The sequence below is a fragment of the Pseudomonas sp. LBUM1640 genome (genome assembly GCF_059716225.1).
In genome coordinates, this window is the sequence record NZ_CP166816.1 from 791,583 (window position 1) to 806,690 (window position 15,108).

Here is a 15,108-nt window from a genome sequence, read left to right on the forward strand (position 1 = left end):
GGCACACCACAGAGCCCATGTGGGAGCGGGCTTGCTCGCGAATGCGGTGGAGCAGTCAGCTTATTAATCGACTGACACACTGCCTTCGCGAGCAAGCCCGCTCCCACATTTTCGAAGGTGTTTCTTCAGTTAAGCCCGGTTGATCAGTTCCCGCGCCGCCTGGCTGTGATCGGCAATCAAGCCTTTCAAATCCAGGCCTTCGACCTGGCCGTCAATCACCCGCCATTTACCGCCAATCATCACCCGGTCCGCACGGTCGGCACCGCACAGCAGCAGTGCCGAAATCGGATCATGGCTGCCGGAGAAGCGCAGCTCGTCGAGTTTGAACAGCGCCAGATCAGCCTGTTTGCCCACGGCCAATTCGCCAATATCCGTACGCCCGAGCAATTGCGCCGAACCCTTTGTAGCCCAACCCAGCACGCCTTCGGGGGTGATCTTTTCGGCGCCGTAACGCAGGCGCTGGATATACAAGGCCTGGCGGGTTTCAAGGATCATGTTCGACGCGTCGTTGGAGGCGGAGCCATCCACGCCAAGCCCAATCGGCGCGCCGGCAGCGAGCAGGTCCAAGGTCGGACAGATACCGGACGCCAGGCGCATGTTCGAGCTTGGGCAATGGCAGATGCCGGTGCCGGCCGCGCCGAGGCGCGCGATTTCATCCGGGTTGAAGTGAATGCCATGGGCCAGCCAGGTACGCGGGCCGAGCCAGCCGACGCTGTCGAGGTAGTCGACGGTGCGCAGGCCGAAGCGCTGCAGGCAGAAGTCTTCCTCGTCGAGGGTTTCCGCCAGGTGAGTGTGCAGGCGCACGTCGAGGCTGTTGGCGAGTTCGGCGCTGGCCTGCATGATTTGCGGGGTGACCGAAAACGGCGAGCAGGGCGCCAGGGCAATCTGGATTTGCGCGCCGTCGCCATGCTGGTGGTATTCGCGAATCAGGCGCTGGCTGTCTTCGAGGATGACGTGGCCTTGTTGCACGGTCTGTTGCGGCGGCAGGCCGCCATCGGCTTCGCCCAGGCTCATGGAACCGCGAGTGAGCATGGCGCGCATGCCCAGTTCGCGCACGCTGTCGACTTGCACGTCGATGGCATTTTCCAGGCCTTCGGGGAACAGGTAATGGTGATCCGCCGCAGTGGTGCAGCCTGAGAGCAGTAATTCCGCCAAGGCGACTTTGGATGCCAGCGCGAGTTTTTCCGGGGTCAGCCGCGCCCATACCGGGTACAGGGTTTTCAGCCATGGAAACAGCGGCTGATTAACCACCGGCGCCCAGGCGCGGGTCAGGGTTTGGTAGAAGTGGTGATGGGTGTTGATCAACCCGGGCAGGATCACGTGTTCGCGAGCGTCGAACACTTGCCCGCAAGGCACGGCGGGTTCTTTCCCCCAGCCCAGCACTTCGGTGATCACACCGTCTTGCACCACCAGGCCGCCACGGCCGTCGAGGCCATTGGCAGTGAAAATCGCGAGGGGGTTTTTTAACCAGATACGGGTCGCAGGCATTGGCCGGCTCCTCTGAATGATGGGTTCAGGTTTGCCAGCTCAGTGTTGCCCTGTCTGCTGATCCAGGGTCGCCGGTTAAGGCGAGGTCGGTAGATTACGTGTAGTTCTGAATCTGGTCTAGCGCTAGGGGCATCCCCAATGCCGTTCAGTTGAGCGCTGATCTCTTGTGGGAGCGGGCTTGCTCGCGAAAGCGGTGGGTCAGTCAACATTAATGTTTGCTGGGCTGACGTCTTCGCGAGCAAGCCCGCTCCCACATGTTGATCCGGGGTATTACCAGGCGATGGTGTCGCCTTTGTAGTCGATGAAGTGATGGCCGCCCTTGCCGGTATAGGCGTTCACTTGATCCACCAGGCCGCGCACGCTGGTATCCACATCAATGTGCGCGTTTTCACCGCCCATATCGGTCTTCACCCAGCCCGGGTGCAACGACAGCACGGTGAGTGTGTGGTCGCCGAGTTGGGTGATGAAGCTGTTGGTCATGGAGTTGAGTGCAGCCTTGCTCGCCTTGTACAGCGCCAGGTCCGAACCGTCGGGAATGGTCACGCTACCGAGTACCGAACTCATGAAGGCCAGTACACCGCTGTCTTTACGGATCTGCCCGACAAAACGCTGGGCCAGGTTGATCGGCGCCACGGCGTTGGTGAAAAACAGCTGGCCGACTTCCGCCAGGGTGGCGTGGCCAGGTTCCTGGTTGGCCGGGCCCTTGACGCCGGCGTTGACGAACAGCAGGTCGAAAGTGTGGCCCTTGAGGCGCTGGTTCAGGGCGATCACGGCTTGCTGATCGTCCATGTCGAGCTTCTCGATGTGTGACGGGCCTAAGGCTTTCAAGGCATCCGCGTTGTTCGGGTCGCGCACGGTGGCGGTCACGTCCCAGCCGTCCTGGAGCAATTGCTTGACCAGGCCAAGGCCTAGCCCGCGGGAGGCGCCGATGATCAGTGCAGTTTTTGGCGTAGGCATGCAGGGCTTCCTTTGACGTCGCGGTTCAGGGAATTGAGCGAACAACATTAGCAGTTTCAGCGCTCCAGCAGGATGCGTCCACGGCTCAGGTCGGCGAGTTGGGTTTGCAGGGTGTCGATGTGTGCTTCGCCCAGTGCCAGTTGCAGCTCCACGCCATTGGCGGTGAAGGTTTCCTCCACCACCAACCCGCCGAGTTCGGCGACGCGCAGTTTCACCAGGTTCAACTCGGAGAATCCGCAGGCGCAACTCAGTGGTACGCGGCTGATCAGCTCGATACGTTCGGCATTCTGCAGGCATTTGTTTGCGCCGCCGCCGTAGGCACGGGCCAGGCCACCGGTGCCCAGTTGGATGCCGCCGTACCAGCGAATCACCAGCACCGCGACTTGGTCAAACCCTTGGGCTTCGATGGCCGCCAGAATCGGGCGCCCGGCCGTGCCACCGGGTTCGCCGTCGTCGTTGCTGCGGTACTGGTCGGCCAGTTTCCAGGCCCAGCAGTTGTGCGTGGCGTTGAAGTCGCTGTGCTGCTCGAAAAACGCTTGGGCGTCTTGCGCGCTGGTGATCGGCGCCGCGAGGGTGATGAAACGGCTTTTGCGTATTTCTTCACGAAATTCGCAAAGGCCGGTGAGCGTGAAAGGCATAAGTCGCTTCGTTTATTGGGCCGGCTTGATGCCACAGCCTTTGAGAATGATATGGATCAGGTTAGTGCCAGCGTCTTCCATGTCTTGTTTGGTCAGCTTGGTGCGACCGGTGACGCGGCAGATCTGGGTGGCGAAGTCGGCGTAGTGCTGAGTGCTGCCCCACAACAGGAATATCAGGTGCACGGGGTCGATGGGGTCCATCTTGCCGGCGTCGATCCAGGCTTGGAACACTGCCGCGCGGCCGCTGAACCAGGCGCGGTAATCCTGGCTGAAATATTCGGTGAGGCATTCGCCGCCACTGATGATCTCCATGGCGAAGATGCGCGAGGCCTGTGGGTGGCGCCGGGAAAACTCCATCTTGGTGCGGATGTAGCGGGTCAGGGCCACGGCCGGGTCATCCTCGGCGGTCAGCGCGTTGAAGGTGCTGTCCCACAGTTCGAGGATATTGCTCAGCACCGCGATATACAGGCCAAGCTTGTTGGTGAAGTAGTAATGCAAGTTGGCCTTGGGCAGCCCGGCACTCGAGGCAATGGTGTTCATGCTGGTGCCTTTGTAGCCATGGCGCGCGAACTCATCTTCAGCAGCCTGGAGAATCGCTTGTTCGTTCTTTTGCCGAATACGGCTGGCGGGTTTACCGGCGTGGTTGCTGTGGGCAGGAACTTCGAGGCTCATGGAGGTTTCCGTGCTGATCGATAGAGACGACGTGTGCACAGATAACCCACCCTCAAGCCTCAGACAAGTCCCGATGCAATAAAACCGTCAAAGCGGTTCCAGTGTGTCGCTTTCCGACGTGTGGTTTGCGGCAGCAGTGGTCGCTTTGGCTTCCGGCAATAACAGGCACAACACGATAGCGGTCAGGCCACCGCTGGTGATGGCTGAGTCGAACAGGTTTTGCACCAGGGCCGGCATCAAGTGCAACAGGCCGGGTTGGGCGGCAATGCCCAGGCCCACGCCGAACGAAGTGGCGATGATCAGCATGCTGCGTCGGTCCAGCGGCGCCTGGGCGAGGATGCGCACACCGGCAGCGGCCACGCTGCCGAACATCACCAGGGTCGCGCCGCCCAATACCGGTTTGGGGATTTGCTGCAGCACGGCGCCGATCAGCGGAAACAAGCCGAGGCAAAACAGCAGCACGCCAATGTACAAACCGACGTAACGACTGGCCACGCCGGTGAGCTGAATCACGCCGTTGTTCTGCGCGAAGGTGGTGTTGGGAAAGGCGCTGAAGGTGGCGGCGATCATGCAACTCACGCCATCGCCCAACACGCCGCCCTTGAGTCGGCTTATATAAGAGGGGCCGCTGATGGGCTGACGGGCAATCATGCAATTGGCAGTGAGGTCGCCGACGGTTTCGATACTGCTGATCAGATAAATCAGCGCGATGGGTAGGAAGGCGCTCCAGTCGAAAGTGAAACCAAAGCGAAACGGCATCGGCACGCTAATCAAGGGTAAGTCAGGCAGGGCTTGGGGCACCAGCTTGCCGCTGAACCAGGCAGCCAGACTGCCGAGGGCCAGGCCGATGATGATCGCCGAGAGACGCACCCACGGCGTGTTGGAGCGGTTGAGCAGAATGATGGTCAGCACCACGAACACGCCCAGCGCCAGGTTGATGGGCGCGCCGAAGTCGGGCGCGTTGAACCCGCCACCGAGGTCGGTGATGCCGACTTTGATCAGGCTGATACCGATCAGGGTGATGACAATCCCGGTAACTAATGGCGTGATCACTCGACGTAGCTGGCCGATAAAGCGGCTCAGCACGATCTGCACCGCCGCGCCGAAAAAGCACACGCCAAAGATCATCGCCATGATGTCTTCCGGGCTGCCACCGCGTTGCTTCACCAGGAAACCCGCCGACAGCACTGCGCCGAGAAACGCAAAGCTGGTGCCTTGCAGGCAGATCATCCCGGCGCCGATGCCAAACGGCCTACGTGCCTGAATGAACGTGCCGACGCCGGAGACCATCAACGCCATGCTGATCAAGTAGGGCAAATGGGCGGTGAGGCCCAGGGTGGAACCGATAATCAACGGTGGCGTGATGATGCCGACGAAGGCGGCCAGCACATGTTGCAGTGCGGCCAGTAGGGCGGGCAGGGGTTTTGGTCGGTCATTGAGGCCGTAGATCAGGTCGCTGGGGCTGGAGGATTCTGGGGGCATGGCGGGCAAACTCGAGGCGGACGGTTCAAGGTCCTTGCCTCCTTGCAAAAAACTGTCCAGTTGCTCAGCTTTTGGCGAGAGGCCCGAGTTAGCGCGTTGCCGCCAGGCTCTCGAGAAAGCTTTCCAGCACCAAATGAGGGCGACGGCCTTTGCGCGTGACCGATGCGAGGCTTAAATCGTAAAACCGTGTAGTCGGTTTCAGCGCGCGTAGTCGGCCTTGTTGCACCCACAGGCTGGCGTAGTGATCGGGCAGGTAGCCGATATAGCGGCCGGTGAGGATCAGGAACGCCATGCCTTCACGGTCCGAAGCGCTGGCGGTGCAGTTGAGTGCCTGGTAGTGGGCCTGGATCTCGGCGGGCAGGCGGAAAGTGGGGGCGATGGCGTCCTGGCTGTCGATGCGGGTGTCGTCCAGTTGCTTGTCGTCGGCATAAAACAACGGGTGGCCGACCGCGCAATAAAGCAGCGAGCGTTCGCTGTACAGCGGCTGGTACTCCAGGCCGGACAAGGCGCTGGCCTGGGGCACCACGCCGACGTGCAGGCGCCCGTCGAGTACGCCTTGCTCGACTTCGTTGGGGGCGATCATACGGATTTGTATCTGCACGTCCGGGCCGCGCTCTTTCAGCTGCGCCAAGGCGTGGGTAATGCGCATGTGCGGCAGGGTGACGAGGTTGTCGGTGAGGCCGATGATCAGCTCGCCGCGCAAATGCTGGTGCAGGCCGTTGACCTCAGTGCGAAAGCTTTCCAGGGCACTTAACAATTGCAAGGCCGATTGGTAGACCTCACGGCCTTCCTCAGTCAGGGAGAAACCGGCGCGTCCGCGTTGGCAAAGTCTTAACCCGAGGCGCTGTTCCAGGTCACTCATTTGCTGGCTGATGGCCGAGCGGCCGATGCCGAGCACGGTTTCTGCCGCCGAGAAACCGCCGCATTCCACCACGCTGCGAAAGATGCGCAACAGGCGGATATCGAAGTCGCTGACTTGGGCCAGTGGGTCGGGTCGACGGCTGCTCATAGTTTAGTGAAGGCCTGACTGAAGGTTAGAAGAGTTGAATTTCACCGACTTTATCCCCGTGGCAATTTAGCTGCAACAACGCTTTTCAATCCCGACGCTGCCTTTTGCCCTGCGAGGTTTTGCTGATGAACATGCCCGAAAACGCCCCTTCGTCCCTGGCCAGCCAACTGAAGTTGGATGCGCACTGGATGCCCTACACCGCCAACCGTAACTTCCAGCGTGACCCGCGCCTGATCGTGGCCGCCGAAGGCAGCTGGTTGACCGATGACAAGGGCCGCAAGGTGTACGATTCGTTGTCGGGCCTGTGGACCTGCGGCGCCGGGCACACACGCAAGGAAATTCAGGCAGCCGTATCCAAGCAGTTGGGCACCCTGGACTACTCCCCAGGCTTCCAATACGGTCATCCGTTGTCGTTCCAGCTGGCGGAAAAGATTACCGACCTGACCCCAGGCAACCTGAACCATGTGTTTTTCACCGACTCCGGCTCCGAGTGTGCTGATACCGCGGTGAAGATGGTGCGTGCCTACTGGCGCCTGAAGGGCCAAGCCACCAAGACCAAAATGATCGGCCGCGCCCGGGGCTATCACGGTGTGAACATCGCCGGCACCAGCCTGGGTGGCGTGAACGGTAACCGTAAGCTGTTTGGTCAGGGCCTGATGGATGTGGACCACTTGCCGCACACCTTACTGGCGAGCAATGCCTTTTCCCGTGGCATGCCGGAGCAGGGCGGTATCGCCTTGGCCGACGAACTGCTCAAGCTGATCGAGTTGCACGACGCGTCGAACATCGCTGCGGTATTCGTCGAGCCGATGGCCGGCTCCGCTGGCGTGCTGGTGCCGCCACAGGGTTACCTCAAGCGTCTGCGTGAGATTTGCGATCAGCACAACATTCTGTTGGTGTTCGACGAAGTGATCACCGGTTTTGGCCGAACCGGCTCGATGTTCGGTGCCGACAGCTTTGGTGTGACCCCGGACCTGATGTGTATCGCCAAGCAAGTCACCAACGGCGCCATCCCAATGGGCGCGGTGATTGCCAGCAGCGAGATCTATCAGACCTTCATGAACCAGGCGACGCCGGAGTACGCCGTGGAATTCCCCCACGGCTACACCTACTCGGCGCACCCGGTTGCTTGCGCTGCAGGCCTGGCGGCGTTGGACCTGTTGCAGAAGGAAAACCTGGTGCAGAGCGTCGCCGAAGTCGCCCCGCACTTTGAGAATGCGCTGCACGGTTTGAAGGGCAGCAAGAACGTGATCGACATTCGTAACTACGGCCTGGCCGGTGCGATCCAGATTGCCCCGCGTGACGGTGATGCCATCGTGCGTCCATTTGAGGCCGGCATGGCCTTGTGGAAAGCCGGGTTTTACGTGCGCTTTGGCGGCGATACCCTGCAGTTCGGGCCAACGTTCAACAGCAAGCCGCAGGACTTGGATCGTCTGTTCGATGCGGTCGGCGAAGTGCTGAACAAAATCGACTGATTTCTCCTTCTATATAGAACAACTTTTCAGGAGCCCTGCATGAGCCTTATCCAACATTTGATCAATGGCCAGTTGGTCAGTGAGTCCGGTCGCACTGCCGACGTGTACAACCCGTCCACCGGCCAAGTGATTCACCAAGTACCGCTGGCCAGCCGCGAAACCATTCAAAGCGCTATCGACTCGGCCAAGGCGGCGTTCCCGGCCTGGCGTAATACCCCACCGGCCAAGCGTGCCCAGGTGATGTTTCGTTTCAAGCAGTTGCTGGAGCAGAACGAGGCGCGTATCTCGCAGTTGATCAGCGAGGAGCATGGCAAGACGCTGGAAGATGCGGCCGGTGAGCTCAAGCGCGGGATCGAGAACGTTGAGTACGCGTGCTCGGCGCCGGAGATTCTCAAGGGCGAGTACAGCCGTAACGTGGGGCCGAACATTGATGCATGGTCGGATTTCCAGCCGCTGGGCGTAGTGGCGGGTATTACCCCGTTCAACTTCCCGGCGATGGTGCCGTTGTGGATGTACCCGCTGGCGATTGTTTGCGGTAACTGTTTCATCCTGAAACCTTCGGAGCGTGATCCAAGTTCAACGCTGCTGATCGCGCAATTGCTGCAGGAAGCCGGTCTGCCTAAAGGCGTGTTGAGTGTGGTGCACGGCGACAAGGGCGCGGTGGATGCGCTGATCGAAGCGCCGGAAGTCAAAGCGTTGAGCTTTGTAGGTTCGACGCCGATTGCCGAATACATCTATTGCGAGGCGACCAAGCGCGGTAAACGCGTGCAGGCGTTGGGCGGAGCGAAGAACCACGCGGTGCTGATGCCGGATGCGGACCTGGACAATGCAGTCAGTGCCTTGATGGGTGCGGCGTATGGTTCTTGCGGTGAGCGTTGCATGGCGATCTCGGTGGCGGTGTGCGTGGGTGACCAGGTGGCGGATGCGTTGATTGCCAAGCTGGTGCCGCAGGTCAAGGCGCTGAAGATTGGTGCCGGCACTTCGTGTGGCCTGGATATGGGGCCGTTGGTGACGGGCCAGGCGCGGGATAAGGTCAGTGGCTATATAGAAGACGGGGTGGCTTCGGGTGCTGAGCTGGTGGTGGATGGTCGCGGGTTGAGTATTGCGGGCCATGAAGAGGGGTTCTTCCTGGGCGGCAGCCTGTTTGACCGTGTGACGCCTGAGATGCGTATCTATAAAGAAGAGATCTTCGGGCCGGTGCTGTGTGTCGTTCGGGTGAGCAGCCTGGAAGCGGCGATGCAACTGATCAACGATCACGAGTACGGTAACGGCACCTGCATCTTTACCCGTGACGGTGAAGCGGCGCGCCTGTTCTGCGACGAGATTGAAGTGGGCATGGTCGGCGTGAACGTTCCGTTGCCGGTGCCGGTGGCGTATCACAGCTTTGGCGGCTGGAAACGTTCGCTGTTTGGTGACTTGCATGCTTATGGGCCGGATGGGGTGCGTTTCTACACGCGCCGCAAGGCGATTACCCAGCGTTGGCCGCAGCGTGCCAGCCATGAAGCGTCGCAGTTTGCCTTTCCGAGTTTGTAAGACGTTGTAGTTGAAAGCCGGCCCTGTGGGGCCGGCTTTCGCGTTTCTGGGGGCTTTTTGACCGATATGACAGAAATGTGAAAAAAGGTGTTGACGGCAGATTCTGGAAGTCTATAATTCGCCCCACTTCCGGCGCAGTCGAAACGGAAAACTCCTTGGTAAACAAAGAGTTATGCGAGATTCGACAGCGAGTTGCTTCAGTTCATCGAAGCCCAGAGGGAGTTGGTAGAGCGGTGTTGTTTAGCTCTATTAACGTTTCGATCCTCTCGGTCGAAAGCGGAGAAAAAGAGGTGTTGACAGCAGCGTGTAACGCTGTAGAATTCGCCTCCCGCTAACGAGAGATCGGAAGCGCAAGTGGTTGAAGTTGTTGAAGAAATCTTCGAAAACTTCTGAAAATAATCACTTGACAGCAAATGAGGCTGCTGTAGAATGCGCGCCTCGGTTGAGACGAAAGATCTTAACCAACCGCTCTTTAACAACTGAATCAAGCAATTCGTGTGGGTGCTTGTGGAGTCAGACTGATAGTCAACAAGATTATCAGCATCACAAGTTACTCCGCGAGAAATCAAAGATGTAACCAACGATTGCTGAGCCAAGTTTAGGGTTTCTTAAAAACCCAAAGATGTTTGAACTGAAGAGTTTGATCATGGCTCAGATTGAACGCTGGCGGCAGGCCTAACACATGCAAGTCGAGCGGTAGAGAGAAGCTTGCTTCTCTTGAGAGCGGCGGACGGGTGAGTAATGCCTAGGAATCTGCCTGGTAGTGGGGGATAACGTTCGGAAACGGACGCTAATACCGCATACGTCCTACGGGAGAAAGCAGGGGACCTTCGGGCCTTGCGCTATCAGATGAGCCTAGGTCGGATTAGCTAGTTGGTGAGGTAATGGCTCACCAAGGCTACGATCCGTAACTGGTCTGAGAGGATGATCAGTCACACTGGAACTGAGACACGGTCCAGACTCCTACGGGAGGCAGCAGTGGGGAATATTGGACAATGGGCGAAAGCCTGATCCAGCCATGCCGCGTGTGTGAAGAAGGTCTTCGGATTGTAAAGCACTTTAAGTTGGGAGGAAGGGCAGTTACCTAATACGTGATTGTTTTGACGTTACCGACAGAATAAGCACCGGCTAACTCTGTGCCAGCAGCCGCGGTAATACAGAGGGTGCAAGCGTTAATCGGAATTACTGGGCGTAAAGCGCGCGTAGGTGGTTTGTTAAGTTGGATGTGAAATCCCCGGGCTCAACCTGGGAACTGCATTCAAAACTGACTGACTAGAGTATGGTAGAGGGTGGTGGAATTTCCTGTGTAGCGGTGAAATGCGTAGATATAGGAAGGAACACCAGTGGCGAAGGCGACCACCTGGACTAATACTGACACTGAGGTGCGAAAGCGTGGGGAGCAAACAGGATTAGATACCCTGGTAGTCCACGCCGTAAACGATGTCAACTAGCCGTTGGAAGCCTTGAGCTTTTAGTGGCGCAGCTAACGCATTAAGTTGACCGCCTGGGGAGTACGGCCGCAAGGTTAAAACTCAAATGAATTGACGGGGGCCCGCACAAGCGGTGGAGCATGTGGTTTAATTCGAAGCAACGCGAAGAACCTTACCAGGCCTTGACATCCAATGAACTTTCTAGAGATAGATTGGTGCCTTCGGGAACATTGAGACAGGTGCTGCATGGCTGTCGTCAGCTCGTGTCGTGAGATGTTGGGTTAAGTCCCGTAACGAGCGCAACCCTTGTCCTTAGTTACCAGCACGTAATGGTGGGCACTCTAAGGAGACTGCCGGTGACAAACCGGAGGAAGGTGGGGATGACGTCAAGTCATCATGGCCCTTACGGCCTGGGCTACACACGTGCTACAATGGTCGGTACAGAGGGTTGCCAAGCCGCGAGGTGGAGCTAATCCCACAAAACCGATCGTAGTCCGGATCGCAGTCTGCAACTCGACTGCGTGAAGTCGGAATCGCTAGTAATCGCGAATCAGAATGTCGCGGTGAATACGTTCCCGGGCCTTGTACACACCGCCCGTCACACCATGGGAGTGGGTTGCACCAGAAGTAGCTAGTCTAACCTTCGGGAGGACGGTTACCACGGTGTGATTCATGACTGGGGTGAAGTCGTAACAAGGTAGCCGTAGGGGAACCTGCGGCTGGATCACCTCCTTAATCGACGACATCAGCTGCTCCATAAGTTCCCACACGAATTGCTTGATTCATTGAAGAAGACGATAGAAGCAGCTTTAAGCTCCAAGCTGATAGCTCTTAGCTAATCAGTTGCGCTCGAAATTGGGTCTGTAGCTCAGTTGGTTAGAGCGCACCCCTGATAAGGGTGAGGTCGGCAGTTCGAATCTGCCCAGACCCACCAATTTTGTTATGGGGCCATAGCTCAGCTGGGAGAGCGCCTGCCTTGCACGCAGGAGGTCAACGGTTCGATCCCGTTTGGCTCCACCATAACTGCTTCTGCTGTTAGAGTTTAGAAATGAATATTCTGAAGTGAATATTGATTTCTAGTCTTTGATTAGATCGTTCTTTAAAAATTTGGGTATGTGATAGAAAGATAGACTGAACGTTACTTTCACTGGTAACGGATCAGGCTAAGGTAAAATTTGTGAGTTACTCGTAATTGAGTATTATCGAATTTTCGGCGAATGTTGTCTTCACAGTATAACCAGATTGCTTGGGGTTATATGGTCAAGTGAAGAAGCGCATACGGTGGATGCCTTGGCAGTCAGAGGCGATGAAAGACGTGGTAGCCTGCGAAAAGCTTCGGGGAGTCGGCAAACAGACTTTGATCCGGAGATGTCTGAATGGGGGAACCCAGCCATCATAAGATGGTTATCTTACGCTGAATACATAGGCGTAAGAGGCGAACCAGGGGAACTGAAACATCTAAGTACCCTGAGGAAAAGAAATCAACCGAGATTCCCTTAGTAGTGGCGAGCGAACGGGGACTAGCCCTTAAGTGGCTTTGAGATTAGCGGAACGCTCTGGAAAGTGCGGCCATAGTGGGTGATAGCCCTGTACGCGAAAATCTCTTAGTCATGAAATCGAGTAGGACGGAGCACGAGAAACTTTGTCTGAATATGGGGGGACCATCCTCCAAGGCTAAATACTACTGACTGACCGATAGTGAACTAGTACCGTGAGGGAAAGGCGAAAAGAACCCCGGAGAGGGGAGTGAAATAGATCCTGAAACCGTATGCGTACAAGCAGTGGGAGCCCACTTTGTTGGGTGACTGCGTACCTTTTGTATAATGGGTCAGCGACTTATTTTCAGTGGCGAGCTTAACCGAATAGGGGAGGCGTAGCGAAAGCGAGTCTTAATAGGGCGTCTAGTCGCTGGGAATAGACCCGAAACCGGGCGATCTATCCATGGGCAGGTTGAAGGTTGGGTAACACTAACTGGAGGACCGAACCGACTACCGTTGAAAAGTTAGCGGATGACCTGTGGATCGGAGTGAAAGGCTAATCAAGCTCGGAGATAGCTGGTTCTCCTCGAAAGCTATTTAGGTAGCGCCTCATGTATCACTGTAGGGGGTAGAGCACTGTTTCGGCTAGGGGGTCATCCCGACTTACCAAACCGATGCAAACTCCGAATACCTACAAGTGCCGAGCATGGGAGACACACGGCGGGTGCTAACGTCCGTCGTGAAAAGGGAAACAACCCAGACCGTCAGCTAAGGTCCCAAAGTTATGGTTAAGTGGGAAACGATGTGGGAAGGCTTAGACAGCTAGGAGGTTGGCTTAGAAGCAGCCACCCTTTAAAGAAAGCGTAATAGCTCACTAGTCGAGTCGGCCTGCGCGGAAGATGTAACGGGGCTCAAACCATACACCGAAGCTACGGGTATCACGTAAGTGATGCGGTAGAGGAGCGTTCTGTAAGCCTGTGAAGGTGAGTTGAGAAGCTTGCTGGAGGTATCAGAAGTGCGAATGCTGACATGAGTAACGACAATGGGTGTGAAAAACACCCACGCCGAAAGACCAAGGTTTCCTGCGCAACGTTAATCGACGCAGGGTTAGTCGGTCCCTAAGGCGAGGCTGAAAAGCGTAGTCGATGGAAAACAGGTTAATATTCCTGTACTTCTGGTTATTGCGATGGAGGGACGGAGAAGGCTAGGCCAGCTTGGCGTTGGTTGTCCAAGTTTAAGGTGGTAGGCTGGAATCTTAGGTAAATCCGGGATTCTAAGGCCGAGAGCTGATGACGAGTTAACTTTTAGTTAACGAAGTGGTTGATGCCATGCTTCCAAGAAAAGCTTCTAAGCTTCAGGTAACCAGGAACCGTACCCCAAACCGACACAGGTGGTTGGGTAGAGAATACCAAGGCGCTTGAGAGAACTCGGGTGAAGGAACTAGGCAAAATGGCACCGTAACTTCGGGAGAAGGTGCGCCGGTGAGGGTGAAGGACTTGCTCCGTAAGCTCATGCCGGTCGAAGATACCAGGCCGCTGCGACTGTTTATTAAAAACACAGCACTCTGCAAACACGAAAGTGGACGTATAGGGTGTGACGCCTGCCCGGTGCCGGAAGGTTAATTGATGGGGTTAGCTAACGCGAAGCTCTTGATCGAAGCCCCGGTAAACGGCGGCCGTAACTATAACGGTCCTAAGGTAGCGAAATTCCTTGTCGGGTAAGTTCCGACCTGCACGAATGGCGTAACGATGGCGGCGCTGTCTCCACCCGAGACTCAGTGAAATTGAAATCGCTGTGAAGATGCAGTGTATCCGCGGCTAGACGGAAAGACCCCGTGAACCTTTACTATAGCTTTGCACTGGACTTTGAATTTGCTTGTGTAGGATAGGTGGGAGGCTTTGAAGCGTGGACGCCAGTCTGCGTGGAGCCAACCTTGAAATACCACCCTGGCAACTTTGAGGTTCTAACTCAGGTCCGTTATCCGGATCGAGGACAGTGTATGGTGGGTAGTTTGACTGGGGCGGTCTCCTCCTAAAGAGTAACGGAGGAGTACGAAGGTGCGCTCAGACCGGTCGGAAATCGGTCGTAGAGTATAAAGGCAAAAGCGCGCTTGACTGCGAGACAGACACGTCGAGCAGGTACGAAAGTAGGTCTTAGTGATCCGGTGGTTCTGTATGGAAGGGCCATCGCTCAACGGATAAAAGGTACTCCGGGGATAACAGGCTGATACCGCCCAAGAGTTCATATCGACGGCGGTGTTTGGCACCTCGATGTCGGCTCATCACATCCTGGGGCTGAAGCCGGTCCCAAGGGTATGGCTGTTCGCCATTTAAAGTGGTACGCGAGCTGGGTTTAGAACGTCGTGAGACAGTTCGGTCCCTATCTGCCGTGGACGTTTGAGATTTGAGAGGGGCTGCTCCTAGTACGAGAGGACCGGAGTGGACGAACCTCTGGTGTTCCGGTTGTCACGCCAGTGGCATTGCCGGGTAGCTATGTTCGGAATAGATAACCGCTGAAAGCATCTAAGCGGGAAACTAGCCTCAAGATGAGATCTCACTGGGACCTTGAGTCCCCTGAAGGGCCGTCGAAGACTACGACGTTGATAGGTTGGGTGTGTAAGCGCTGTGAGGCGTTGAGCTAACCAATACTAATTGCCCGTGAGGCTTGACCATATAACACCCAAGCAATTTGTGAACTCGAAAGAGGCCAGATTGCGGTGTGTGAAGACGATAGAACCGAAAGTTCGACTCTTACAAACACCGAAAGCTATCACATACCCAATTTGCTGAAGCGAGGCCATCTGGTCACGACTCAGTACCCGAATTTCTTGACGACCATAGAGCATTGGAACCACCTGATCCCATCCCGAACTCAGTAGTGAAACGATGCATCGCCGATGGTAGTGTGGGGTTTCCCCATGTGAGAGTAGGTCATCGTCAAGATTAA

8 protein-coding genes, 2 tRNA genes and 3 rRNA genes are annotated in these 15,108 nt (G+C 56.8%); 7 read left to right on the forward strand and 6 right to left on the reverse strand.

Annotation, left to right across the window (positions count from 1 at the left end):
• Window positions 1–129 precede the first annotated feature (129 nt).
• The 6 genes from ACA065_RS03395 to ACA065_RS03420 form a co-directional block, all read right to left on the reverse strand.
• Window positions 130–1,488, reverse strand: coding sequence for an 8-oxoguanine deaminase (locus ACA065_RS03395; RefSeq protein ID WP_497693318.1), 1,359 nt, complete (start codon window positions 1,486–1,488; stop codon window positions 130–132).
• Between the two features lie 270 nt (window positions 1,489–1,758).
• Complete coding sequence (locus tag ACA065_RS03400; protein WP_497693319.1) at window positions 1,759–2,445, reverse strand: SDR family oxidoreductase; 687 nt, start codon at window positions 2,443–2,445, stop codon at window positions 1,759–1,761.
• Window positions 2,446–2,501: 56 nt separating this feature from the next.
• Window positions 2,502–3,083, reverse strand: coding sequence for an IMPACT family protein (locus tag ACA065_RS03405; RefSeq protein WP_497693320.1), 582 nt, complete (start codon window positions 3,081–3,083; stop codon window positions 2,502–2,504).
• A 12-nt stretch (window positions 3,084–3,095) separates the two neighbouring features.
• Entirely contained in the window at window positions 3,096–3,755 is a 660-nt protein-coding gene (locus tag ACA065_RS03410; protein WP_159954003.1) for a TetR/AcrR family transcriptional regulator, read from the reverse strand.
• 87 nt (window positions 3,756–3,842) lie between these two features.
• Window positions 3,843–5,237 (reverse strand): uracil-xanthine permease family protein, encoded by a 1,395-nt coding sequence (locus ACA065_RS03415; RefSeq protein WP_497693321.1) that lies wholly within the window; start codon window positions 5,235–5,237, stop codon window positions 3,843–3,845.
• An 88-nt stretch (window positions 5,238–5,325) separates the two neighbouring features.
• Window positions 5,326–6,246, reverse strand: a complete 921-nt coding sequence (locus tag ACA065_RS03420; protein ID WP_176999469.1) for a LysR family transcriptional regulator — start codon at window positions 6,244–6,246, stop codon at window positions 5,326–5,328.
• A 125-nt stretch (window positions 6,247–6,371) separates the two neighbouring features.
• On the opposite strand from ACA065_RS03420, the gene aptA reads away from it, so the two are divergent.
• From aptA to rrf, 7 genes are all read left to right on the forward strand, one after another.
• The gene (gene aptA, locus ACA065_RS03425; protein ID WP_053254186.1) at window positions 6,372–7,721 is read left to right on the forward strand and encodes an omega-aminotransferase AptA; all 1,350 of its coding nucleotides are present in this window, start codon (window positions 6,372–6,374) and stop codon (window positions 7,719–7,721) included.
• A gap of 39 nt (window positions 7,722–7,760) precedes the next feature.
• Window positions 7,761–9,254, forward strand: a complete 1,494-nt coding sequence (locus ACA065_RS03430; RefSeq protein WP_497693322.1) for a CoA-acylating methylmalonate-semialdehyde dehydrogenase — start codon at window positions 7,761–7,763, stop codon at window positions 9,252–9,254.
• 628 nt (window positions 9,255–9,882) lie between these two features.
• Window positions 9,883–11,419, forward strand: a 16S ribosomal RNA gene (locus ACA065_RS03435).
• 122 nt (window positions 11,420–11,541) lie between these two features.
• Window positions 11,542–11,618: transfer RNA gene (locus ACA065_RS03440), tRNA-Ile, on the forward strand.
• A gap of 10 nt (window positions 11,619–11,628) precedes the next feature.
• Window positions 11,629–11,704, forward strand: a tRNA-Ala gene (locus ACA065_RS03445).
• A 238-nt stretch (window positions 11,705–11,942) separates the two neighbouring features.
• Window positions 11,943–14,834 (forward strand): 23S ribosomal RNA (locus tag ACA065_RS03450).
• Window positions 14,835–14,988: 154 nt separating this feature from the next.
• Window positions 14,989–15,104: ribosomal RNA gene (rrf, locus tag ACA065_RS03455) — 5S ribosomal RNA — on the forward strand.
• The 16S, 23S and 5S rRNA genes sit together here with 2 tRNA genes alongside, the layout of an rRNA operon.
• Window positions 15,105–15,108: the final 4 nt, after the last annotated feature.

Bases quoted from the DNA above. Each gene is read 5' to 3' on its own strand.
- ACA065_RS03395 (WP_497693318.1), bottom strand. From the start codon at position 1,488: ATGCCTGCGACCCGTATCTGGTTAAAAAACCCCCTCGCGATTTTCACT.
- ACA065_RS03400 (WP_497693319.1), bottom strand. From the start codon at position 2,445: ATGCCTACGCCAAAAACTGCACTGATCATCGGCGCCTCCCGCGGGCTA.
- ACA065_RS03405 (WP_497693320.1), bottom strand. From the start codon at position 3,083: ATGCCTTTCACGCTCACCGGCCTTTGCGAATTTCGTGAAGAAATACGC.
- ACA065_RS03410 (WP_159954003.1), bottom strand. From the start codon at position 3,755: ATGAGCCTCGAAGTTCCTGCCCACAGCAACCACGCCGGTAAACCCGCC.
- ACA065_RS03415 (WP_497693321.1), bottom strand. From the start codon at position 5,237: ATGCCCCCAGAATCCTCCAGCCCCAGCGACCTGATCTACGGCCTCAAT.
- ACA065_RS03420 (WP_176999469.1), bottom strand. From the start codon at position 6,246: ATGAGCAGCCGTCGACCCGACCCACTGGCCCAAGTCAGCGACTTCGAT.
- aptA (WP_053254186.1), top strand. From the start codon at position 6,372: ATGAACATGCCCGAAAACGCCCCTTCGTCCCTGGCCAGCCAACTGAAG.
- ACA065_RS03430 (WP_497693322.1), top strand. From the start codon at position 7,761: ATGAGCCTTATCCAACATTTGATCAATGGCCAGTTGGTCAGTGAGTCC.